The following is a 23,208-nucleotide window of genomic DNA, read 5'->3' on the forward strand; positions in this document are numbered from 1 at the left end:
CGCGAATACAACGAGGAGCGACCCAAGAAGGCAATCGACGGCATGACGCCATCCGCGTATGCCCAACAGCTGGCCAATACCGATATCATCAACCCCGGACTCTAAACCCGGCCGCTACTCAGGACGGGGGGACGTCGCCTGGTGTAATGCAATGCGCCATCTGCCTCTCAACGGTGCTGAGACATGTCGGGTATGCGGCGTGGGCGCGTGAGTGGCTCTTCCCGGAGATGAGGATACGCGCTGCAGGATCCTCACCAGCTTTGCCATGGCCAACCATGGTTCGACCTTCATGCACTGGCTGCGTAGATGAAGAGTCTCGGGCTGTACGACATCGACGCGGTCTATGTCGATTCGATCGTGTCGCGGTCGATCGACGATCGTGCCACGGTCGCCCCCGATACCCGCGCGCACATGCGTTCGCCGACCGGCGCAATGCCGATCGGGGCGATGCGCGAGGACTGGAATGCGCTGTACCAGGTGGCGATGCGCCAGGCGCAGTTGATGCTGTTTTGCTACACGGACGAGTTCAGGGACAGTCAATGGTGCCGGCAGGAATGGGATCAGTTCGTCGGCCAGAAGGCGGGGCGTCCTGCAGAGCGACCAGTGCGCGGGCTGATACTGGAATTCACCACCGATGTGTGCACATTGCCCGGGAGTCGTGGCGATGGTGTGGCCCGGATACCGGTCGCCAAGACTGACGGCGGTCGCTGCGGGCTGGCATGGGACAAAGGGGATTACATCCTGTCGAGCACGGACTATGCGCGTGTGCTCGCCCAGATCCAGCAGCTGATCCGTTGAGAGGGCATGCCGGGCGTTGAGGCGATGCCATGGCGTGGGCGGAAAGACCTACTCGTCGCCGGCATGTGTGGCATCGCGATTTTCGATTTCCCGCACTCCAGGGCAGCCGGCAAAGTCATCGCATGCAATCGACCTCCGCGCCTATGTGCCGCAAGACCACTCCGGGAGCCTGAGCCATGGCCCACGCCATCACCTTGCAATCGCCGCTGGGCAAGACGCTGCGCTTCGTGCGCATGCGCGCGCGTGAGGAGCTGGGCCGGCCGTATGCGTTCGCGTTGCACGGCATCAGCCGCGATGTGGCGATCGACCTGCGCGCCTTGCTGGGCAAACCGATGGCGGTCAAGGTCACCTCGCCGCAGGGCTATGTTCGGCATTACCACGGCATCGTGGCCGAGGCCGAGCAGACCGGTTTCGAGCAGATCGAGGGCTTGCGCTATGCAACCTATGCGTTCTCGCTGGTGCCCAGGCTGTGGCTGCTCGGGCAGCGGCGCGACTGCCGCATCTACAAGAACAAGAGTGTGCCGGAGCTGGTGCGTGCACTGCTTGCCGATGTCGGCTGTACCGACGTCAAGCTGCGCCTGAGCGCGAGCTACCAGCGGCGCGAATATTGCGTGCAGTACCGCGAGAGCGGGCTGGACTTCATCAGCCGGCTGATGGAGCAGGAAGGCATCTACTACTACTTCGAGCACAGCGCCAGCACGCACACGCTGGTGCTGGCCGACAGCCTCGGCGCGCACGAGGCGGTGGCACCGTTCGCGCAGATTCCCTATTGCCCACCCGGGCAGAAGGGCAGCCGGATGAAGGACGCCATCAGCGACTGGTCGCTGGCGCGCAGCGCGCACAGCACACGCGTGCGCCTGGACGACTACGACTACCTCAAGCCAAAGGCCTCGCTGCGGGTGAACGAGAGCCCTGCCGAGTCCTCCGGACCGGCGCTGGGTGAGCTGGAGGTGTTCGACTATCCCGGCGAGCATCTCGATGTCGCGGCCGGCCGCCGCCATGCACAGGTGCGTGCCGAAGCGCTCAATGTCGCGCAGGCGCAGTACCAGGGCTGGACCGATGCCTGCGGCCTGCAGGTGGGCGCGCTGTTCAAGCTGCGCGACTTCCCGCTGGCCGAGCACAACCAGGAATATCTGGTGACCAGCGCGGACACCGAGCTGGTGGAGGTGGACTATGTGTCCGGTGGCGAGGACGTCGCCGAGCCGTTTGCGTCCACCTTCCGTGCGCTGCGCAGCCGGCAGCCGTTCCGCACTCCGCAGACCACGCCAAGGCCGACCATCGCCGGCTTGCAAACCGCCGTGGTCGATGGCAGCAAGGCCGAAGACATCGCCGTCGATCAGCATGGCCGCGTCCAGGTGAACTTCTTCTGGAGCCCGCCGGGCACGCCCAACGCCGACTGCTCGTGCCCGGTGCGCGTGGCGCAGTCGTGGGCCGGCAAGCGCTGGGGCGCGCAGCAGATCCCGCGTGTCGGTCACGAGGTGGTGGTGAGCTTTCTGGAAGGCAATCCGGATCGGCCACTGATAATCGGTAGCGTCTACAACGGCGACAATCCGCCGCCTTACGCGCTGCCGGCCAATCGTACCCAGAGTGGCGTGCGCAGCCGCAGCCATCCCGATGGCGGCGCGGACGACTACAACGAGATCCGTTTCGACGACAAGAAGGGCAGCGAGGAGCTGCTGCTGCATGCGCAGCGCGATCTGCGCCACGAGGTGGAACACGATCATTTCGTCACTGTCGACGGCAACGAGATCGCCGAGATCAAACGCGAGCGCAGCCACACCGTCGGCGGCAACGACCGGCTGGACGTGGGCAAGGCACTGCGGATCCAGGCGGGCAGCGAGATCGAGCTGGTCACCGGCGCGGCACGCCTGCAGTTGAAGGCCAGCGGCGAGATCGTGCTCAGCGGCACCCGGCTCACGCTCGATGGACGGGTGAGCGTTGGCATCCAGGGTGGAGCCAGCGTCGATGTCAGTGCGCTGGCCAGCCTGACCTTGCGCGCCAACGCGTCGGTGCTGCTGCAGTCCAACGCCGTGACCACCATGCGCGCCAACGCCGCACTGCTGTTGCAGTCGTCCGGCCCGGCCGTGCTCAAGGGCTCGCCGCCCATCATCGCGTGAGGAACGTCATGTTGCAGATCCTTCCCGCCGCGCGGCAGATGCGGCTCTCTCCCTCCGCGCAGGCTGCCCTGGCGCCGGAGATGGCGCCGGACACCGCGGTGCGCGAATTGCTGGCGCGCGGACTTGCCCAGGATGCCTTGCCGCTGGCCTTGCGCTTGTTGCCCAGGCCGTATGCCGTGGCGTGGTTGTGCCAGTGCATGCGGGTGCAGGCACTCAGCGGCCACGACAGCGAGGGCCTGCGGCTGGCGCAGGCCTGGGTGCAGCAGCCAGGCGCGGCGCAGCGCGAGAGCGCACGCGCGTTCGCCGCTGCCGACGACTACCAGTCGGTCGGTGCCTGGTTGGCGGCGGCTGCGGCCTGGAGCGACGGCAGCCTGAGCGACGAGGACGGTCCGCCGGTCGCAGAGCACCTGACCGCCGCCGCAGCGGTGGCGGCGTTGCTGCATCTGGCCGGACGCGAGCCTGCGACCTTCGAGGAGCAATTGGTGCACTGGAGCGAAGATGCGGCACGACTGCTATCGGGACTGTGCGTGCGCGAGCGTGCGCCATGAGCGCGGCGTTGCCCCTGCTGACGCTGACGCTTCGCGACGCACACGCGGTGCCGGCCAGCACCCGGCCGCAGGCCAGCTTCGCTGCCGAAGGCGGGCGTATCGGCCGCGACGCCTCCTGCGACTGGGTGCTCGAAGGCGAGGGCGTATCGCGTCTGCATGCCAGCGTGCGCCATCTCGATGGTGTGTATTTCATCGAGGACCACAGCACCAACGGTGTGTTGCATAACGGTGTGCCGTTGCGTGCCGGCTTTCCGGTGCCGCTGCATGCCGGTGATGGCTTGCGCATCGATGCCTTCGAGATCGACGTGGCAGTGTCGGCCGCGGGCGTGACCAAGGTCCCCACCGCCACGCAGACCTGGGATCACGCCGAACCGTGGACGCTATCGGCAACGCCACCGCCGCCGCCGCCGCAGTCCCCGCAGCCGCCGCTGGAGCGCGATGTGTTCGCCGAGCTCGGAGCTTTGTCGATGCGCGCCGCCGCCGCCGACCCGCTGGCGTTATTCGCGACCTCGTTCACGCTGGCCGGGAGTGAGGGCGATGCGGCGGCGTTCGGGCTAGGGCATGCGCCAGCGACCGCCGAAGCCTACCGTGCGCCTACGGCCGTGACCGCTGCCGGTGGCGTCGTGTTGCCGGAGCACTGGGACCTGACGCGCAGCGAATTTGCGCTGCCGCCGGTTGCAGATCCGGTGGCAGGCATGCAAACGCCGCTGCCGTCCGCGCCAGTGGCCAATGCGGCAACGGCGCCAGCGCCGACGCAGACACAGCCGCAGATACCCGCGCCCGCGCCAGTCCCAACTCCGGCCCCGGCAACGCATGGCGCTGCGGCGCCGGTGGTCGTTGCGGCGCCGTCCGCGGCGCAGCCGGCCGTCGCGCCGACGCCCGGCACGGCCGAACTGCCGGCGCTGTTCGCCGCCATGACCGCTGGCCTGATGGATGTGTTGCGCGCGCGCGCCGAGCTGAAGAACAGCCTGCGCCTGCCGGTCACGCTGATCCAGCGCACCGAGAACAACCCGCTCAAGTTCGCCGCCACCGCGGACGAGGCCGTGGCTCGCCTGTTGGCGCCACCGGGGCCGGGGTATCTGACCGGTACCGCCGCCATCGACGAGGCGATGGAGGACATCGGGCGTCACCAACTGGCCTTGCTGGCCGGCATGCGGGCGGCCTTCGAGCATGTGTTCGCCCAGTTCGATCCGGCACGGTTCGAGGCCGATGCCGCCGGCCACTCCGCGTTGCGCGCCTGGGGCAATCGGCCCTGGCGACGCTACACGCAGCACTACCGCGAGCTGCTCAGCGATCCGGACGAGCGCTTCCGCCGTCTGTTCGGCGAGGAGTTCGCCCGCGCCTACGAACAACAGCTGGCCCGCGCCAAGGCGCAGGCCCAACCCGCACACGGCGATCGAGCATGACTCCCTATAACAAGGTGATCTGGAGCGAGGGCTTGTTCCTGCGCCCGCAGCACATGCAACAACAGGAGCGCTATCTGGAGCGCTACATGGAACTGCATGCCGGTGCTTTGCGTTCGCATGCGTGGGGATTCAGCCAGTTGGAGCTGGAGCCGGAACTGCTCGCCATCGGCAAGCTGGGCATCCGGCGCGCCCGTGGCTGTTTTCCCGATGGCACGCCGTTCTCCATTCCCGACCGCGACCCGGCGCCGCCGCCATTGGAGGTGCCGGCCAACTGCCGCGACCAGGTGGTGAGCCTGGCGCTGCCGCTACGCGCGCCTGCCCAACCCGACAGCGCGTGGCCCGACGGCGACGGCAGCCGGCTGGCCCGGTATCGGGTGGGCGAGGCGGAAGTCGGCGATGCCTCCGGCAGCATCGCCGGCACGGTGCTGCTGGAAGTGGGTGTATTGGCCAGTCGCCTGCGCCTGCAGTCCGAGCCGGGCGAGGGGCTGGTGGACGTGCCGATGGCGCGCATCGTCGAGTGCCGCCCCGATCGGCGGGTAATTCTCGATGATGCCTTCATCCCGAGCGCCAGCCGCATCGAAGGCGCGGCGCGCTTGTCCACGCTGCTGGCCGAGTTGCTCGGGCTGTTGCACCAACGCGGTCAGGCGCTGGCCGAACGCGTGGCCGGCAGCGACCGTGGCAGCGTGGCGGAAATCGCCGACGTGCTGATGCTGCAGGTGATCAATCGCTACCAACCGCTGGTGGCGCATTGGGCAAGCGCGCCGCTGGAGCATCCCGAAGCCTTGTACTGCGCGCTGCTGGCGATGGCCGGCGAGCTGGCCACCTTCACCCGTGCCAGCAAACGCAGCGGGCCGTTTCCGCCGTATGCCCACGAGGCACTGCAAGCCAGCTTCGAACCGGTGGTGCTGTCCCTGCGCGAAAGCCTGAGCGCGGTGCTCGAACAGTCGGCCATCGCGGTGCCCTTGCAACAGCGCAAGTACGGCGTATGGGTGGGCATGGTGCCCGATCCGGCCTTGCTGGACTCGGCCGCCTTCGTGCTGGCGGTCAAGGCGGATCTGCGCGCCGAGGACCTGCGCAAGCGGCTACCCACCGAGTCGAAGATCGGCCCGGTGGAGAAGATCCGCGACCTAGTGAACCTGCAATTGCCAGGGGTGGCCGTGAGCGCGATGGCGATGGCGCCACGGCAGGTGCCGTATCACGCCGGTTGCGCCTACTTCGAACTCGATCGGCAATCGCCGTTGTGGAAGACGCTGCGCACCTCCGGTGGCGTGGCGCTGCATTTCGGCAGTGGTTTTCCCGGCCTGGAACTCGAACTGTGGGCGCTGAGGAACTGAGATGAGCAAGACGGTCGACCACCACGATGACGATGCCACCGTGGTCCGCGGCGCCACCCCGGCGCCGCGGACCGCCGCGGCCACGCCGCCCCGTCAGGCGCCAGCGCGCACGCAGCAACCACCGGACCTGGACGCCGCCATGCGTGCGGCGCCCGGCGCCATGCAGGGTAATGCGGTGGTGCGCGCGGCCACGCCGCTGCTGTTGCTGGCGGTGCAGTTGCGACACTCCACGCAGACGCCCGACATCGGCACCTTGCGCGAGAACTGCAGCACGCGCCTGCAGCGCTTCGAGCAGGAGCTGCGGCAACAGGGCATCGACGACAAGACCGGCATCGCCGCGCGCTATGGGCTGTGCACGCTGCTGGACGAAGCGGTGCTGGCCGCGCCCTGGGGCGAAGGCAGCGGCTGGTCGCAGCGCACCTTGTTGGTCACCTTCCACGGCGAGACCTATGGTGGCGCCAAGGTCTTCGACCTGCTCGATCGGCTGGCACGCGATCCGGCGCGGCACCTGGACCTGCTGGAGCTGCTGTACCTGGCACTGGCGCTGGGGTTTGGCGGTCGCTATCGGGTGGAGCAGGGTGGGCGCGCGCGCCTGGCCGACCGCCAGGCCGAGCTGTACCAACTCATCCAGCGTCAGCGTCTGCCAGTACCTGCCGAGCTGTCGCCGAACTGGCAGGGCGCGCAGGCACCGTTGCTTCGCAATGCGGCGGCCACGCCGCTGTGGATCGCGGCGCTGGCCTCGCTGTGCATCGTGCTGCTGGCGTTCGTGTGGTTGCATGCGCGCCTCAATACGCTGACCGCACCGATCAGCGCACAGCTGGCGCGCATCGGGCTGGACCGGGTAGCATTGCCGATCCCGGCAGCCAGACCGGCGATTACACAGGCGCTTGCACCGCTGCTGGCGGCCGAGCAACGCGCAGGATGGCTGACCGTCCGGACCGAGGGCGATGGCCGCAGCACCGTGCGCCTGGCCAGCGAGGCCATGTTCCCCAGCGGTAGCGCAGACCTGGACGCCGACCAGACCCGCCTGCTCGAACGCGTTGCCACGGCGCTGGAGCAGGTGCCCGGGCGGGTGGTGGTGGTGGGCCACACCGACGACCAGCCGGTGCGCTCGCTGCGCTTCAAGGACAATTTTGCGTTGTCGGCCCGCCGCGCCGAGAGCGTGGGCGCCGTGTTGGCGGCCGGCTTGCGCGATCCACGCCGCGTCCAGACCAGTGGCGCGGGCGATTCCCAGCCCATCGCGCTACCGCCGCAGCTGCCCCGCAATCGTGCGCGCAATCGACGCGTCGAGATCCTGTTGATTCCCGAGACCTGACCCATGCGCTTTGTGCTCGATTTCCTGCGCGCCCGCTACGTCGCCAGCGCTGCCGTCCTCGGTCTGTTGGCCATCCTCGTCTGGGTCGGCGGGCCCTATCTCAGCCTGGGCCGCTGGCAGCCATTCGCCAGCGTGAGCGGGCGCCTGCTTGCCGTGGCCGTGCTGCTGCTCGCATGGGCGGGGTGGCGTTATGTGCGCTGGCGTCGCGAAAGCACCAAGCAGCAGCGCATGGCCGGCGACCTGGTCGGGCAGGGCGCAACTGCCGAGGACGCCAGCGGCAACGACAGCCGCGCGCGTGCAGCACAGGAGCAGGTCCGCCTGCGGGCGCGCTTTGCCGAAGCCATGGCCGTGCTGCGCCGGCGCAGTCGCAACGGGCCCGGCCTGCACGTGCTGCCCTGGTATCTGTTGATCGGCGCGCCCGGTTCCGGCAAGAGCACCTTGCTGCAGTCCTCGGGCCTGGACTTCCCGCTCAAGGAACATGGCAACCAGGCCGCGCTGGAAGGCGTCGGCGGCACGCGCAACTGCGATTGGTGGTTCGCCGATCAGGCGGTGTTTCTCGACAGCGCCGGGCGCTATACCACCCAGGATTCGGACGCGGTCGCCGATGCCGGTGCCTGGCACGGCTTCCTGGACTTGCTGCGCAGGCACCGCCGGCAGCCGTTGAATGGCGTCATCGTGACCGTGAGCGTCGCCGAGTTGCTGGAACTCGATGGCGATGCCGGTCTGTCGCACGCGCGCGCCGTCCGTCACCGGCTGGATGAACTGGTCGACAAACTGCGCGCACGCGTGCCGGTCTACCTGGTCGTGACCAAATGCGATCTGGTATCGGGCTTTGCCGAGTTCTTCGCCGACCTGGATGCGGCCGGCCGCGCCCAGGTGTGGGGACTGTCGTTCCCGCAGGCGGATGCCGCCGGCCAGACCGATCCGCTGACGTTGTTTCCCGCCGAGCTCGAACGCCTGCTGGAGCGGATCGATCGGTGCGTGCTGGAGCGTCTGCACCGGGCGCGCGATGCACGTGAACGTGCCACGGTGCTGTCCTTCCCGCAGCAGCTGCGGCTGCTGCAACCGGCGCTGATGGAGTTCGTGCAGGCCGCATTCGGCCGCCATGGGTATGCCGGCCAGCCGTGGCTGCGTGGTGTCTATCTGAGCTCGGGCACGCAGCAAGGCCATCCGATCGATCGCGTCATCTCGGCGGTGGCGCGACATTTCGGTGTCGCCGCTGCCGGTCTGCCGCCCGCCGTCGGTGCTCCACGGAGTTATTTCCTGCCACGCCTGTTGAAGGAGGTGGTGTTCGCCGAGGCGGGCCTGGCCGGCAGCCAACCGGGCAGCGCACGGCGCCGTCGGTTGCTGCAGCTGGCTTGCTGGGCGGTGTTGACGGCTGCCACGCTGGGGGTGCTGTCGGGCATGGCCGGCAGCTACACGCGCAACGTGCGGCTGATCGGCGAGGTGCGCGACGCGCTCGACGCCTATCCCCCCGGCTCGCTGCCCGCCGATGCCGGCGAGGCCGCGTTCTATTCCAAGGCATTGCAGCGGTTCGACGCGCTGGCGCGCGCGCGCGATGTGGCGCTGCCGTCGGGTGAGTCGATCCCGTGGTCGCGACGTTTCGGGCTGCACCAAGGCACCGCCTTGGCGCGCGATGTGCAGGAAGCGTATCTGCGCGACCTCAACGGCGCGTTGCTGCCGGCATTGGCGCAGTCGCTGCGGCGCGCGCTGGAGCAGTCCAGCAACGATCCGCAACGCCTGTATCCGCTGCTGAAGGGCTACCTGATGTTGGGAGAACCTGCGCGTCGTAATGTGATGCATCTGGCCACGCTGGCAGGCACGGTCTGGCGGCAGGTGTTTCCGCAGGATGCGGCAGTGCGTGCGGGGTTGAACCGGCACCTGCGCGCCTTGTTGGGCCCGGTCGACGGTGCGCGCGCGCTTCCGCTGGATCGGCAGCAGATCGAGCAGACACGGGCGAGCCTGCGTACCGCCGAACTGCCGGCACTGGTCTACGGTGGCCTCAGGCTGACGCAACCCGGGGTCGATCCGGGCCAGGCACCGCGCCTGGATCGCCGACTGGGCCTGCTGGGCGATGTCTTCGAACGCCGCAGTGGCCTGCCGCTGTCCGCGCCGCTGCCTTCGCTGTTCACCCGCCAGGCGTTTCAGGCGCAAACCGGCGGTGGCATCGCCCGTGGCGTGGAGCAGTTCCTCGCCGACGATTGGGTGCTGGGCACGGCACCGCTGGATCCGCTGGCGCGTTCGCAATTGGAGCGCGAGGTGTTGGCGCTGTATCAGCGCGATTACATCGCCGCCTGGGACAGCATGCTGGCCGACCTGGTGCTGCGGCCGGTCACGCAGACCGGGCAGGCGAGTGCGGTGGCGGCCAAGCTGGGCGGGCCGGCGTCGCCGTTGAAGGCGTTGCTGGTGTTGCTGCGCGAGCACACCCATGCACTGGGACGCACGCCACCGGCGAAAGCGGGTGCCAGCGGCACGGCTGCCGCGGACACGCCTGTTGCGGCCGAGCCCGACCTGGCGGCCGAACCGATCGAACGCCATTTCGAGCCGCTCAACCGTCTGCTCGATGGCGGGCCGGGCGCCAGTCCATTGGACGAAACCCTGGCCGCGCTGACCCAGATGAGCCGCACCTTGTTGGGAGCTGCTGCGGGTGTCGCTGCCGACCAGAACGCCCCGGCCTTGCTGATCGCCGCACAACAGGCCGAACAACTCCCGCCGCCACTGGGCAATTGGATGGCGGCACTGTCCGGCCGTGGTCGGGAATTGACCGCCAGCAGCGCCGGCGAGGCACTGCGCAATGCGCAACGGCAGGCGGCCGGGCGCGAGTGCGCGCTGTTGGTGAGCGGGCGCTTCCCGTTCGTGCCGGCCGGCAGCAACGACATCCCGTTGCGCGACTTCGCCGAAGTATTCGGGCCGGGCGGGCGCATGGATCGGTTCGCGCAGCAGGCCTTGCTTGGCAAGGTCGATACCAGCGGGCGTCGCTGGCAGTGGAACGCAGGCATGGCGGCGGTGGGCGCCGACGACGTGCTGGTGCGCGCGCAACTGGCCGACGAGATCAAGCAAGCGTTCTTCGCTGGCGGCGGCGCGCAGCCGCAGGTTGCCTTCACCGTCTCCATCCCGCCGCAAGCGGCGATCAGCCGACTGCAACTGGAGGTGGATGGGCAAACCCTGGAAGTGCGCGACGGTGTGCGCGCCACCCAGCAGATGACCTGGCCCGGCCCAGCGCCGGGTCTGGTGCGTCTGGCAGCGTGGGACGCCAGCGGACAGGCGTTGCCGGTGCGCGAATACCGCGGTCCCTGGGCCTGGTTTCGGGCGCTGCAGGCCGGGCGCCTGCGCCGCAGTGGCGATCTGGACTACACCGCCAGCGTCGCACTGGGCAGCGCCACAGTGCGCATGGACGTACAGCCGGCCAGCCTGCGACATCCGTTTGCGGCGTCGGCCGTGCAGCGGTTCAGCTGCCCATGAGCGCCATGCAACGCCCGCCGGGCTTCTACGGCAAGCTGCCTGCAGTCGGCGATTTCGTGCATCGGCGCTTGCCGGAGACCTTTGTCGAGCCATGGCACGCGGCCATGCAAGGCTTGCTGTCTGCCACCGGGGCAGCGATCACGACGCCCGAGTACCACCCACCGGTCTGGCGCTTCGTGCTGCTGCCTGGCCTCGCTGGCACCGTCGCCTGGGCCGGGACGATGCGGGCGAGCGTCGATCGTGTCGGTCGCGCCTTCCCTTTGGTCATCGCCGCGCCGCTGACGGCGAACGCTGCCAATGGCACGACAACGGATGCCGCCACGCCGACAGACCTGCGTCTGCCCGCATGGCTGGATGCTGCCGATACGGTGTTGAGCAATATCGGTGCAGGGCGACAGCAGGATGGCACCTGGTTGGACCAGGCCTGCATGGCGTTCGTCCAGCAACAGCGCAAACACGCATCACCGTTGGCTGTGCCGCTGCTTGCGGATCCGACCACCGCTGGCAGCAGCCTGTGGTGGACAGCCATGACAGGATCACCGCCAGGTGTCTGCCTGCGCATCGCCGGCTGGCCCGCGGCCTGCTGCCATGCCTCGGTATTGCTTGGGTCCTGGTATGCACCGAGCGCCCGCCTTGCACAGGAACTGCAATGAGCCCGTGTTACGTGTCCGCCGGTCGTACCGAGCAAGGCAATGTCAGGCGCCAGAACGAGGATGCGATCCTGCTGCGCGACGATCTCGGTCTGTGGGCGGTGGCCGATGGACTGGGCGGCCACAGCGCCGGCGACCTTGCCAGTCGCATGGTCGTCGATGCGCTGGGCGCCTTGCGGCGCGACGGCGACCTCGCCAGCTTCGTCGATGCCATCGATGTCCAGCTGAGCCAGGTCAACCAACAACTGCGTGCGCTGGCGCGCGCGCGTCGCGTGGACGTGATCGCCAGTACGGCGGTGGTGCTGGTGCACGACCAGAACCTGCTGATGTGCGGCTGGGTGGGCGATAGCCGTGCCTATGCCTTCGAGGAAGGTCGGCTGCAGTTGCTGACCCGCGACCACGTGGCCGGCGACAAGGACGAGCTGACGCAGGTCGGTCGGGCGCAGCCTGCGGGCGGCGCGCTCACCCGCGCGATCGGCGCTGACGACGCGCTGTACGTGGATTGGGTGGTCTGTGCCCGCCGACCGGGCCAGCACTATTCGCTGTGCTCGGATGGAATCAACAAGGAGCTCAGCGACGATGAGATCACCGCCCATTTCCAGCGGGAGCCTCAGCCTGCCGGGCTGGTGGCACGCCTGTTCGATACCGCGCTTGGCCGTGCCGGGCGCGACAACGTCTCGGCCGTGGCCTTGCGCCTGGCCCCACGGAATGCCCCGCCATGACCACCCGCGATAACGACACGACCGGCCGCACGTCGCCGCCGGACGACGACCGCACCCGCGTGCAACCAGCCCGCGACCTCGCGCAAACGCCACCGCCGCCGCCGGAGGTGGACGACGATGCCACCCGGATCGCGCCGCTCACCCAGCAGCGCGCTGCGCCGGCGCCGGACGACGCGCAAACCCGGGTCAACCCGCCTCCGCGCACTGACGATAGTGCCGGTGCGTCGAGCTGGCGGCGGGTTGCGGAATTGCAGGGCGAGGCCCAGGTGGGGGTGGGCATGGTGCTCAAGGCGCGCTTTTTGCTGGTGCGCGAAATCGGCCGCGGCGGCATGGGCGTGGTGTATCTGGCGCGCGACGAGCGCAAGGTCGAGGCGCGCGACCGCAATCCCTACATCGCGGTCAAGGTGCTCAACGACGACTTCCGCCGTCATCCGGATTCGCTGATCGCGCTGCAACGCGAGTCGCGGCGTGCGCAGAGCCTGGCGCACGACCATATCGTGCGGGTGTACGACTTCGACAAGGATGGCGCCATCGTGTTCATGACGATGGAGTACATCGAGGGCGACGACCTGCGCGGAGTGATCCGCAGCCGGTTGGGCGAGGGCATGCCACTGGCCGAGGCCTGGCCGCTGATCGAAGGCATGGGGCGCGCACTGCAACGCGCGCATGCCGCCGGCATCGTGCATTCGGACTTCAAACCCGGCAATGTGATGGTCGGCGCCGGAAACGTCGCCAAGGTGTTCGACTTCGGCATCGCCCGCGCGGCAAAACTGGCCGGCGCCGAGTCCGGCGACGACCACACGGTGTTCGACGCGGCGACGCTCGGCGCACTGACGCCTGCCTATGCCAGTCTGGAAATGCTACGCGGCGATGAGCCGGCGTTTGCCGACGATGTCTATGCGTTCGGCTGCGTGGTGTACGAACTGCTGTCCGGCCGCCACCCCTTCGGCAAGCAGTCGGCGACGCAGGCGCAGGCGCAGCACCTGCGCGTGGCGCCGCTGCCGACGCTGAGCCGCCGGCAGAATCGCGGGCTGCGCAGCAGCCTGGCGTTCGAGGCCGCGGCGCGACCGTCGATGACGGTTTTGCTGGAGCAACTGCGTCCGCGTCGCCGCAGCGAGCGCGTGTTGCCATATCTGCTGGCCGCCGGCCTGCTGCTGGCCGCTGGCATCGGTACGGCGATGTGGATGCAGGTGCATGCGCAGCGGGAGAAGGTGGCCGGCGTGTTGGAACGCTTCTCGCCGCAGGCGCCGAACCGGTTCATCCACGAGGCGCATGCACGCGCGGCGCTGTGGGGGCTTGGGGAAGACGACCGCCGACGCTTGATCCTCGATCGCAGCAGCACTATCGAGGCGTTCCTGTTGCGGCGCATGGATCAGTACTGGCAGCCGGCAAGCGGCCGCGAAGACTATGTGGGCGCGCAGCGCATCCTGACCTTGCGCGACCAGTGGAAGCTGTTCTCGCCACGCCTGGATGCGCGCCGCAGCGCAATAGAGCAGGAGCGCGATCGTCTGCTCAACGGTCTGGATACCGCATTGACGAGCGCGATCGCCGCCGGCGCCCTGTTCGGGGATCAACCCGGCAACGTGGTGGTGCTGCTCGACCGCGTGCGCCGCCTGGCGCCGGACAGCGGCCTGCTGCGTCATGCCGAACTCGAGTTGCGCTACCGGCACGGATGCGCCGATGCGCTCACCGCAGGTCGCATCGATGAAGCGCGCCGCTGGCTCAACACCGGGCAGCGCGTATTCCCGCAGTCCACCCTGCTGCAGGAGTGCGAAAGCGAGCTCGATGCCGCCACGGTCACCGCGGCCGCCGCTACGCCGGCGCCGCCGGTAGACGATGCCCAGGCCCAGCTGGCCGCGCAGATCGCCACGCGCATCGAGTCGGTGCGCACCGCGGCCGCCGCCAATGACGTTGCCAAGGTAAAGCGGCAGTTGGCGCAAATCGCGGACAGCAGCCCGGATCACCCGTTCCTGCGTAGCGAAGGCGCACAACGGCTGACCGATGCCTACCTGGGGCTTGCGCGTTCCCTGTGCCGCGAAGGGCGGTGGAAAGAAGCCAGCGTGGTCATCGGCCAGGGACTTGACACTCAGGACGCGCCACGTCTGCGTCAGGCGCTGGGCCGCTACCAGTTGGCGATGGAGCTGGAACAGCTCGGCACCGCGCTCCCTGCGCCTTCGGTGCTGCAGCGTCTGCGCGAGCGCAAGATGGCGCTGCAAGCGCAGGACGCCGACGGCTTCCGGGTCTTCCAGAGCGATGTCGCCAGGTCCGGCCGACAACGCGCCTCCTATACCGCGACATTGCTGCCGAAACTGGAACCGGTGGCAGCTGTGCCCGCAAAGCCGGCAAAGCCTGGAGATCCCTGCCGTATCTCCGCTGAGTCCGGCGGCGCGGCGACCTGCAGCGACGATCTGGGCAAGCATGGCCGCGGCCCGGAGCTGGCGGTGCTGCCCAAGCCCGGCCGTGCGCTGGCGATGATGCGTCGGGAGATCAGCGTGGCCGACTTCGCGCCGTTCTGCGCCGCCACCCAGCGCTGCCGTGTGTCGCGCTGGACACGCAAGTCGGCGCCCGTGGACAATGTCAGCGCTGGCCTGATCCGCGATTACGCCGCCTGGCTGAGCAGCGTCAGCGGCCGCACCTATCGGCTGCCGCATGATGCCGAGTGGCTGCGCGCGGCGCGCGCCGGCGAAGACGGCTGCACAGCGACGGTATCCAACAGCTGGGGGCTGCTTGACATGGTCGGCGGCATCGCCGAGTGGGTTCAGGATGGAGGCGGCGTGGCCGTACGCGGCAGCCAGCGCGGTCCGGCTGCCTGTGTCGGCACCGGCGTGGTGAGCTCCAATGGCGAGGCCGCGCGCAGGATCGGCGCGCGCCTGGTGAGAGACGTGGAATGAACGAGTGGGAAACCCGGGCCAACCTGGTCCTGCAGGATTTGAACGCAGCACAGGCGCAGCGACGCGTGGACCCGGCAGAATATCGACGCCGTCGCCTGCAATTGCTGCAATCGATCGCGCGCTTGGCCGATGCGCCAACCGCGCGCCGACGACGCGTTGCAGCGCCGCACAACTTGCCAACCCCGATCGTGACGGTGCGACGCGACCGCCAGCCGCCAACTGCCCTGCAGGCTGCCTTGCGCTCGTGGAAATTGCGTCTGTGGGCGGCTGTGATGCTGCTAGGCGCGGCCTGGGTCTACGGGCATGGCCTCTCCGCGTCGTGATGCCGGCCGATTGATGCCGGCCGATCGAGACTCAGGGCGGCTAACAAAATGGAGCGAGCAGCTGCCCGGTAGGCATGGACGGCGCACAGGAATCGGAGTCTACGAGTGCTACATGCCGATTCCGAGCACCGACCGCGCCCGCCTTTTGGATGCGCAGTCGTTTTGGTGGCTGCTTCAATCGGAATGGTCTTGGCCCGACACTACCTGCAACTCCTCGATCCCGCGCGGCGCGAGATCCCGCATCAGCGCGGCAAAATCTAGGCCGATCAGGCGTTGTGCGCGCCGCAACAGCAACGGCACCGGGCTGGAGGGCTCGCGCTGCGCGTAGTAATCGCAGAGCTGGTCGAGCATGCGGCGAACGTCGTCCGGATGCTCCAAGGCGTGCGCGCGTGGCGCCGATGTACTGACACTGTCGGCGCCCGATGCTGCATGCTCGGTCGGATCGGCTGGGGAGCCAGAACGCTCAGACACATAAGGCCGCAGAAACGCACGCAACTCGCCAAGGTCGTGCGTCAGCGGCGCCAGCTCCGGACCATGTCCCGGAGTGCGCTCGGCAAACACGCCGGCAATCGCGGCGATGTCGTCCTGCGCAGCGGCCAGGGCCGCGTCCAGATCCAACAGCGCCTCCAGTGGACAGTCGCGCAGGCAGGCATCGATGGCGGCAGGCTCTGGCATCTCGTCCACGTCTTCTGCAGCGAGCTTGAGTGTGCCTCGCACGATGCGCAAATCGCGCAGCGAAAAATGTCCTGGATGCAATCCCTTGAATAGGCGCACGTTGCGCAGCTGCGTCAGCGTGCGCTCGCTGTCGGCCAACGCAGCGATGGCGTTGACGCGTTCGGTAGGGTCGTTGTGTTCATCGGCATCCAGGTGAGGATGGACGTCGTCCCAGAACTGCTCCAGCAGTTGCCGGAGCAGGCCGACGCCGCTGGACCAGCCCAGCAGGCCGTCTTGGTGCAGGCGGGCGATGCTCAGCAAGATCCCCAGCCGCAGGTCCTTGGAGCGCACTAGCAGGTGTTCGGCACTCTCTGCAATCTGACGCCACTGCGGTGCCTCGGGCACGAGGATTCCCGCGCCCAGGGCGCGTTCCTGACGCGGCCGCGCAAGTTCTTCCAGGCTCTGGAACTCCGGGGTGTATTCCAGGTTCGGACCGGACGGCGCCTGTTCGTCGACCGGCTGCAGTAACTGTTCGTTGTCGATCTGCATGGCGCGGCTCATGAAATGAACAGCACGGGATCGGCACAGCCAGCGCTACGTCGCGGTGCCTGCTGCGCTGCTGCGGCCGGCGCTTCTGGAGCGAGCAGTGCCAGCGCACGCTCGCGCAACCAGCGATGTGCGGCATGGCCGTCGTTGCGTCGATGCCAGGCCATCGCCAGCGCCATGTCCGGCAGCGGGAACGGCAGTTCAAAGCAGTCCAGCGGTGCATGCCCGCCCTCTGCTGCAAGCGTTGCCGGCATGGTGGCGACCATGTCGGTGCCGAGCACGATGTCGCGCGCGGTGGCGCACTGCGAGACGGTCACCGCGATCTGCCGGGTGTGCCCCAGGTGTCGCAGTTGCGCATCGATGGCGAGGTTACAGGCCTGTGCGTGCGCCACCTGCACATGCGCCAGACGGCTGTAACTTGCCGCGCTCAGCGCTTCGGTGCCGCGTGGATGGCCACGGCGCTGCACCAGCACGTAACGTTCGTCGCGCAAACGGCGCAAGCGCAACGCGGTGGGGATCGCTTGCGCGTGATCGATCAGCAGATCCAGTTCGCCGCTTTCGAACGCGTCCAGGCTCGTGTCGGAACTCACATGTACGAACTCCAGACGCATCTTCGGGTTGCCCTGGTCTTGGATCAATCCTGCCAACCCAGCACCCAGCGTGCCGAGCGCATCGGTGGCGGCAGCGATGCGGAAGCTCGCCGACGACGTCGCCGGATCGAACGCACTGTCCTTGCCAAGCAGGCTCAGTTTGCCGATCGCTTCGCGCAGCGGCGAAGCCAGTTGATCCGCACGCGGCGTGGCCACCATGCCGCGCCCGGTGTCCGAAGGCATCAACAAAGGGTCCTTGAACAACACACGAAGTCGTGCAAGTTGCGAGGACAGTGCCGGCTGGCTCATGTGCAATCGCTGCGCGGCATGAGTGACGTTCTTGAGCTCAAGCAATGCGTCGAGGGACACCAGAAGAGGTAAGTCGCTTGGTCGGATATTCATGTCGTGGATCGCTCGTAGTGGAATGCAGGCGGTCTACCGCGCCTGGACATCCGCTACGCTAGGCAGCCCGCGCTACGTTCCGGTGTCGATCTGCGGCGACTGTGTTTCATTTGTCACAGAGCAGGAGTGCTTTCATCCTGCGTTGTCATGTCCATCCTGCAACCCAGGGCACGTTCTAGTGCAATGGCCAGCGCGCCTAGATCGAACGGCTGCGCAATGATCTCGGTAATGGCGCCGACCAGATCCTTGCGTGTTGCCAGGCTCACCGCACGGGTGGCGAGAATCAACGGCAGCTTGGGCGCCGCAGCATGCAGCGCGCCGATTGCGCGTTCGGCATCGCCGTCACGATCACGTTTGAGCAGCACGCCATCGAAGCGCAGCGGGTCGGCAGCTGCCATCGCGACGGCTGTCGGCAGCTCCAACACGCCGACCGGTTCGTGTCCCAAGGCGGCCAGCATTTCTTCCAGGCGGTCGAGCTCGGCCGCGTCGTCGCACAGGAGCAGCAAGCTCGCATGCCGCGATCGCATCTTCAGCAGTGGTACGGCTTGGGCGGCGGCTGTAATGGCTGTTCGCAGTGGCAGTTCGACCAAGAAGGTGGTGCCGACACCCAGCGCGCTGTCCACGTCGATCCGCCCTTCGTGGTTGTCGATAATCTTGCGCACCGTCGCTAACCCCAGCCCGGTGCCGCCGTTGCGCGTGGTGAAGAACAGATCGAAGATGCGATCCAGCTGGCCTGGAGGAATGCCGATGCCGTGATCGCTGACGCGTAGCCGCGCGATACGGCGGGGCGTACCGTCGGCCGCGGTGCCCTTGGCGGCGGACAGTTGGATCGTGACCGTCCCGCGCATGCCCATCGCCTGCGCGGCGTTGCTCGCCAGGTTGAGGATGATCTGCTGTAACTGCGCTGGATTGCCCCTCGCGTGCAGTGGTTCCTGCTCCTGCTGCAGGTCAATCGATACGGTCGATGGCAGCGATACCGACAGCAGCGAGACCGCGCCTTGTAGCAGGGCGTTCAACTCGACCGGCTGCACGTTGTAATTCTGCACCCGCCCGAAACTGAGGATGGATTCGATGAGATCGTAGGCGTGGGCAGTGATGTGGCTGATCTCGAGCAGGTGCTCCGATGCCGGCGAGTGCGGGTCCAGTTTGGACAGGGCGATCTCGGCATTGCCGCGAATCGCGCCGACGATGTTATTGAAGTTGTGCGAAATGCCGCTGGCCATTGTCCCCAACGTTTCCATCCGTCGAGCCAGTTCCAGGCGATGTTCCAACGCCAGGGCTTCGTCTTCGAGTCGTCGCCGCTCCAGCGCATCGAAGAAGGTGTCGAGCGCGATGTGCAACTGCGGCAGAAGTTCGGCCAGTGCTGCCAGGCCGCGATTGCGGCGCGCAGTGAGTGGCGACAGCCGCAAGCACAGCAGCGCCACCATCCCGGTTTCGGAGTGTTGTCGCAGGCATAGCCACTGCGCGCCGCGCACGCGTTCGGGGTTGCCCAATACCTCGACAGAGCCATTGGCGTCAACGACCAGCACATCGCTGGCGGCGACCGGTCGGGCAGCGGTCACTGCGGCGAGCATCGTGCGCAGCGCTTCGTCCTGCGCGTCGGGCCAGATCCGCGCGCCACTCCCGGCGGGTACCAGAGCCAGACAAACGCTTGGCAGCTTCGTCCACTTTGCCAACCGCACCAGTCCGGCCTCGATGCCAGCGTCCAGGTGGTGGCGATCATTGGCCACCAGACGGCGTGACACCGCGACCATCAAGCGGTCAAACTCCGCGCGTCGACGCAACGCGCGCGCGCGCTGCCGCAGCTGCTTGCACAGATACAGCAAGGCGCCCAACATGACGACGGCCAACGCCAGCAGCAGGAAGCGGACCTGGCGCGCGGTGGCCTGCTGGCTGGCATGCTGCTTTTGCAGATACGTCTTGAGCTGTACATACGAGGCCAGCGAAGCGATCGGCCGCATGCGGCGGATGGTGCTATCGGTTTCTGGCAGCAGCTTCAGCAGCATGCGTCCATGCGGGAGCAGCGGTGCGCTGGTCGTGCGTTGTGCCGCTTCGTCCAGACGCTGGCGTGCCAGTGCGACTGCATCGCCGGTCGTGTCCAGGCTCAGGCGTTGCACGGCGCTTGCCAGCAGGCTCGCTGCGCGTGCCTCAGCGGGATCGTCGCCTTGCCGGATCTGCGCGCTGCTCTCGCTCCAGAAGTACGCCAGCGAGTTTGACAGCAGCGAGTTCTGCGACTTGAACAGTTCCAGCTGCAGCGATTTTGCCGTGTAGTCGGCGTCCAGCGCGGCGATGGCCCGCACCAGCCCGGGGTCGTGGGCAGCCAGCTGATGCAGGTGCTGCAAGGTAGCGCGTGCCTGGACATCGCCGGTCACCAGCGAGTCGTAGTCGCGCAACAGACCAATGCGTGCCTTCAGCACGTCGTTGTCGAGATTGGTATCGGCCATGTCCAGCGCGTCGAGTGCTTCCAAAGCGTGACCGTAACGCTGCGTGTCGCGATCCAGGGCCGCCATGCACAGGCTGAAGAAGATCAGCCCCACCAGCAATACGGAACTGAGGATCGTCGCCCACCTCATGGCTGGGGCACCGTCAGTTGCCGACCCTGGTACTTGCCGGTCAATGTCTGCAGAAACGCAGCGATGTCGGAGACATCCGCAGGGTTCAGTGTGACGCCCAGTTGGGCGGTGCCCATGGCCTTGATCGCCTGGGGCAGGGTGGTCGCGCTGCCGTCGTGGAAGTAAGGGGCGGTGGTGGCGACATTGCGCAGGCTGGGAACCCGCAGGATCGGGGTGCCGTGCCGTGTGGCGGGCGCGAAGATGCCGCTGCGCTGAAACAGATTGCCGCCCACGTTGACGCCCTGATGGCAGGAGATGCAACCGATCGACTTGAAGGTGCGGTAGCCGCGCAACTCTTGTGCGCTCAATGCGGTGTCGCTGCCTTGCAACCAGAGATCGAAGCGACTGCCCGGCGTGACCAGTGAGCGTTCGTAACTGACGATGGCATCGAAAAGCGCAGCGCGATCCGGCGGCCTGCCGTAGGCCGCGCGAAAGCGCTGAGTGAGCACCGTGTCTTGTTGCAGTCGTCCGATCACCGCCGCGCTATCGGCCTGCATGACCCTTGGGTTTTCGAGCAATGACGCCATTTGCGCTTCCGGACTGCGGAAGTTGCCGCGCCAGCCCAGGCGAAAGTTTGCTGTGGCGTTGAAGACGGTGGGTGTGTTGAACGCTGGCGCCCTGCGCCCGGGCATCCGGGTCATCGCATCGGCAGCAGCACCGTTGCTGGCCAGGCGATGGCAAGACGTGCAGGCAACGCGATTGTCACCCGACAGCCGGCGATCGTTGAACAGCAGCGCGCCCAGCGCAACCTTGCGGCTATCCAGGCCAGTTGCTGGCTGGATAGCATGGATGGGTTCACTAGGACGCGCCGGTGAGGCTGCAACGCCAGCAGCTGGCACGAACGGCATCGCGAACAATGCTGTAGAAGCAAGCATGATCGTCATGAGTGCCGCCGACGACCAACGCTGCTTGCGATGGTCTGGCCTAACCGGCGCTGGCGGTTGCGTCATCGCGCGTGCTCGACCGGCGGCGTGAAGATGTAACCGGCACCGCGCTGGGTCACGATCAACGTCGGCTCGCGGGGGTCCTGTTCCAGCTTGCGGCGCAGGCGCAGGATCTGCACGTCGATACTGCGGTCGAACACGTCCTCATGCAGACGCGTGGCACGCATCAGGTGCTCGCGGCTCAGCGGGCGTCCGGGTGCGTCGACAAAGGCCCGCAGCAGCGCGTATTCGCCCTTGGTCAGCGGAATGGCGGGCGTACCCGCGCGCCCAACCGTACGCGCTTGCAAATCGAATTCCCAGGCGTCGAAGCGCACCCGGCCTGCGCCCGCATCACGCGCCACCGTCAACTTGGAGGCAATATGGCGACGCAACACGGCGCGGATCCGCGCGGTCAGTTCATGCAGCCCGAAGGGCTTGGGAAGATAGTCGTCGGCGCCGAGCTCTAGCCCTACTACGCGATCGATTTCGTCCCGGCGATGGCCGGTCATGATGATCACCGGGATATCGGATTCCTTGCGCAAGGCGCGCAACAAGTCCAGACCGTCCTCGTGTTTGAGCATCAAGTCCAGTAGCAGAATATCCGGCTCGCGCCGACGCAGCACCTCGGCAAGTTCGCTGCTGTTGGTGGCGACAAATGCTTCCATGCCATGCGAACGGATGTGGCCCATGACCACTTGGGCCATGGCCTGGTCGTCATCCACCACCAGTACCTTGGCGACTGGCGCGGGGCGTGGAGTGGATGCGTCAGCGTCGGAGGACGGGGAGGGGTAACGGGAATGCAGCTTGATCATCTACTCTCAATTCCGGCATGACCGCCTTCGCGGAAAGATCCCGAGTGTCGACCGGTTGGGATGACCGAATCGATCGTTTGGGGGAATTGCGTCCATGCGCAGTGTGCAATGGTGCGCCGTAGAGGGACAGCATCTTCGTGCAAGATGCTAGGAAGTTTTTGTCGCCTCGCCACGTCGACAAGCGTGTCCGTGCGATCTGCAGGGCAGTGGACGACAACTTTTTCTCAATCTTGTGACCAGCCGCTCGTTCTGCAAAACGCCAGCGAGGTGCCGATGCCGAGCACGCGCCGTCAGATCCTACACGATGTTTTTGAATGAGATTTATTGTCGAGTCCGTTTGTCCTGCGTGTATCCGTCGCCGATGGACGGCGACGGATACGTTGGCGACTGCACGTGGCGTCAGCCCGCCTTGGCGCTGGTTTTGGACTTGGACTTGGCTTTTTGTCGCAGCGCCACGCGCAGCGCGGTCGATCACGTCGGTCACGGTCTGGGACTGGGCGATGAACAGCGCGTGGCTTCCGGGCACGGTGGTAATGCCCGACCAACGCCGTCGGTCCGTCTTGCTGATCGAGCGCGCGACGGGTGGCAGCGACGTCATCGGCAAGCGAGGTGAGCGGATTCTGCACGATGGTGAAGTACTAGGGAAGGTCTGAACAACGAGACCTGACAGAGCGGAATGTGGCATCGTTCCAGAGAGTCGCGTTTGGAGCTTCGGGTTTTTCGCCATTTATCGCGTTTTCCGTGGGAATTTCCCGGGTTACAGGCGCACGCTCCCCATCGCAGGCAGTAATTGCTTTCGCTTCATCCACAGGTTCGACAGCGCAAACAAGGTCAGCACTTGTGCCGTGTTCTTGGCCAGACCGCGATAGCGGACCTTGGTGTCGCCAAACTGACGCTTGATCACCCGGAATGGATGCTCCACCTTCGCGCGCACGCTGGCCTTGACGTGTTCCCAACGCTGTTCCCGAGTACGCTCGCGTGTGTTGCCGATGGCTTGCATCGTCGAGGGCCGGGCGGCGATGAAGAATGCTGCTTGGCAGTCCCGCAGTTCTTGGCGTTTGTCCGCGCCGGTATAGCCGCTGTCGCCGAACACGCTGTCTTCC

17 protein-coding genes, 1 other RNA gene and 1 pseudogene are annotated in these 23,208 nt (G+C 67.1%); 11 read left to right on the forward strand and 8 right to left on the reverse strand.

Features of this window, described 5'->3' with window-relative positions; genetic code table 11:
* Positions 1 to 306 precede the first annotated feature (306 nt).
* The 11 genes from XAXN_RS10675 to XAXN_RS10725 all read left to right on the forward strand — a co-directional run bounded on the left by XAXN_RS10675 (position 307) and on the right by XAXN_RS10725 (position 15,566).
* Positions 307 to 798 carry a toll/interleukin-1 receptor domain-containing protein gene (locus tag XAXN_RS10675; protein WP_241148204.1) on the forward strand — a complete coding sequence of 164 codons (492 nt, stop codon included), beginning with the start codon at positions 307 to 309 and terminating at the stop codon, positions 796 to 798.
* 176 nt (positions 799 to 974) lie between these two features.
* The gene (locus XAXN_RS10680; RefSeq protein ID WP_054319538.1) at positions 975 to 2,915 is read left to right on the forward strand and encodes a type VI secretion system Vgr family protein; all 1,941 of its coding nucleotides are present in this window, start codon (positions 975 to 977) and stop codon (positions 2,913 to 2,915) included.
* Between the two features lie 8 nt (positions 2,916 to 2,923).
* Positions 2,924 to 3,463, forward strand: coding sequence for a DUF6931 family protein (locus XAXN_RS10685; RefSeq protein ID WP_054319539.1), 540 nt, complete (start codon positions 2,924 to 2,926; stop codon positions 3,461 to 3,463).
* Positions 3,460 to 4,869 carry a type VI secretion system-associated FHA domain protein TagH gene (gene tagH, locus XAXN_RS10690; RefSeq protein WP_054319540.1) on the forward strand — a complete coding sequence of 470 codons (1,410 nt, stop codon included), beginning with the start codon at positions 3,460 to 3,462 and terminating at the stop codon, positions 4,867 to 4,869. The genes XAXN_RS10685 and tagH overlap by 4 nt, the downstream gene beginning before the upstream one ends.
* Positions 4,866 to 6,203, forward strand: coding sequence for a type VI secretion system baseplate subunit TssK (gene tssK, locus XAXN_RS10695; protein WP_054319541.1), 1,338 nt, complete (start codon positions 4,866 to 4,868; stop codon positions 6,201 to 6,203). The genes tagH and tssK overlap by 4 nt, the downstream gene beginning before the upstream one ends.
* 1 nt (position 6,204) lies before the next feature.
* Complete coding sequence (gene icmH, locus XAXN_RS10700) at positions 6,205 to 7,518, forward strand: type IVB secretion system protein IcmH/DotU (RefSeq protein WP_054319542.1); 1,314 nt, start codon at positions 6,205 to 6,207, stop codon at positions 7,516 to 7,518.
* A 3-nt stretch (positions 7,519 to 7,521) separates the two neighbouring features.
* Positions 7,522 to 10,980, forward strand: a complete 3,459-nt coding sequence (tssM, locus tag XAXN_RS10705; protein ID WP_054319543.1) for a type VI secretion system membrane subunit TssM — start codon at positions 7,522 to 7,524, stop codon at positions 10,978 to 10,980.
* Positions 10,977 to 11,633 (forward strand): type VI secretion system-associated protein TagF, encoded by a 657-nt coding sequence (tagF, locus tag XAXN_RS10710; protein WP_054319544.1) that lies wholly within the window; start codon positions 10,977 to 10,979, stop codon positions 11,631 to 11,633. Before tssM ends, tagF begins: the two co-directional genes overlap by 4 nt.
* Positions 11,630 to 12,352: a PP2C family protein-serine/threonine phosphatase gene (locus XAXN_RS10715; protein ID WP_054319545.1), complete on the forward strand. Its 723-nt coding sequence runs from the start codon at positions 11,630 to 11,632 to the stop codon at positions 12,350 to 12,352. The genes tagF and XAXN_RS10715 overlap by 4 nt, the downstream gene beginning before the upstream one ends.
* Positions 12,349 to 15,243, forward strand: coding sequence for a bifunctional serine/threonine-protein kinase/formylglycine-generating enzyme family protein (locus tag XAXN_RS10720; RefSeq protein WP_054319546.1), 2,895 nt, complete (start codon positions 12,349 to 12,351; stop codon positions 15,241 to 15,243). Before XAXN_RS10715 ends, XAXN_RS10720 begins: the two co-directional genes overlap by 4 nt.
* Positions 15,240 to 15,566 (forward strand): hypothetical protein, encoded by a 327-nt coding sequence (locus XAXN_RS10725; RefSeq protein WP_054319547.1) that lies wholly within the window; start codon positions 15,240 to 15,242, stop codon positions 15,564 to 15,566. The genes XAXN_RS10720 and XAXN_RS10725 overlap by 4 nt, the downstream gene beginning before the upstream one ends.
* 38 nt (positions 15,567 to 15,604) lie before the next feature.
* Here the strand turns inward: XAXN_RS10725 and XAXN_RS21210 are convergent.
* The 8 genes and pseudogenes from XAXN_RS21210 to XAXN_RS10755 all read right to left on the reverse strand — a co-directional run.
* Positions 15,605 to 15,680, reverse strand: a non-coding RNA gene (locus XAXN_RS21210) — sX9 sRNA.
* 60 nt (positions 15,681 to 15,740) lie between these two features.
* Positions 15,741 to 16,769 carry a type VI secretion system protein TssA gene (gene tssA / locus XAXN_RS10730; protein ID WP_054319552.1) on the reverse strand — a complete coding sequence of 343 codons (1,029 nt, stop codon included), beginning with the start codon at positions 16,767 to 16,769 and terminating at the stop codon, positions 15,741 to 15,743.
* A gap of 8 nt (positions 16,770 to 16,777) precedes the next feature.
* Positions 16,778 to 17,758 (reverse strand): LysR family transcriptional regulator, encoded by a 981-nt coding sequence (locus tag XAXN_RS10735; RefSeq protein ID WP_134980142.1) that lies wholly within the window; start codon positions 17,756 to 17,758, stop codon positions 16,778 to 16,780.
* 113 nt (positions 17,759 to 17,871) lie between these two features.
* A complete protein-coding gene (locus tag XAXN_RS10740; protein ID WP_054319549.1) occupies positions 17,872 to 20,331 on the reverse strand; it encodes a two-component system VirA-like sensor kinase in 2,460 nt (819 codons plus the stop codon).
* A complete protein-coding gene (locus tag XAXN_RS10745; protein ID WP_054319550.1) occupies positions 20,328 to 21,320 on the reverse strand; it encodes a cytochrome-c peroxidase in 993 nt (330 codons plus the stop codon). Before XAXN_RS10745 ends, XAXN_RS10740 begins: the two co-directional genes overlap by 4 nt.
* A complete protein-coding gene (locus XAXN_RS10750; RefSeq protein WP_134980442.1) occupies positions 21,317 to 22,105 on the reverse strand; it encodes a response regulator in 789 nt (262 codons plus the stop codon). Before XAXN_RS10750 ends, XAXN_RS10745 begins: the two co-directional genes overlap by 4 nt.
* A 533-nt stretch (positions 22,106 to 22,638) precedes the next feature.
* A pseudogene (locus XAXN_RS23080) lies at positions 22,639 to 22,737 on the reverse strand (alpha/beta hydrolase); the annotation flags it as partial.
* Between the two features lie 125 nt (positions 22,738 to 22,862).
* A partial coding sequence (locus tag XAXN_RS10755) for a transposase (RefSeq protein WP_134984869.1) occupies positions 22,863 to 23,208 on the reverse strand: 346 nt, incomplete at its 5' end.

Source organism: Xanthomonas axonopodis, assembly GCF_001304695.1.
Lineage (GTDB): Bacteria > Pseudomonadota > Gammaproteobacteria > Xanthomonadales > Xanthomonadaceae > Xanthomonas > Xanthomonas axonopodis.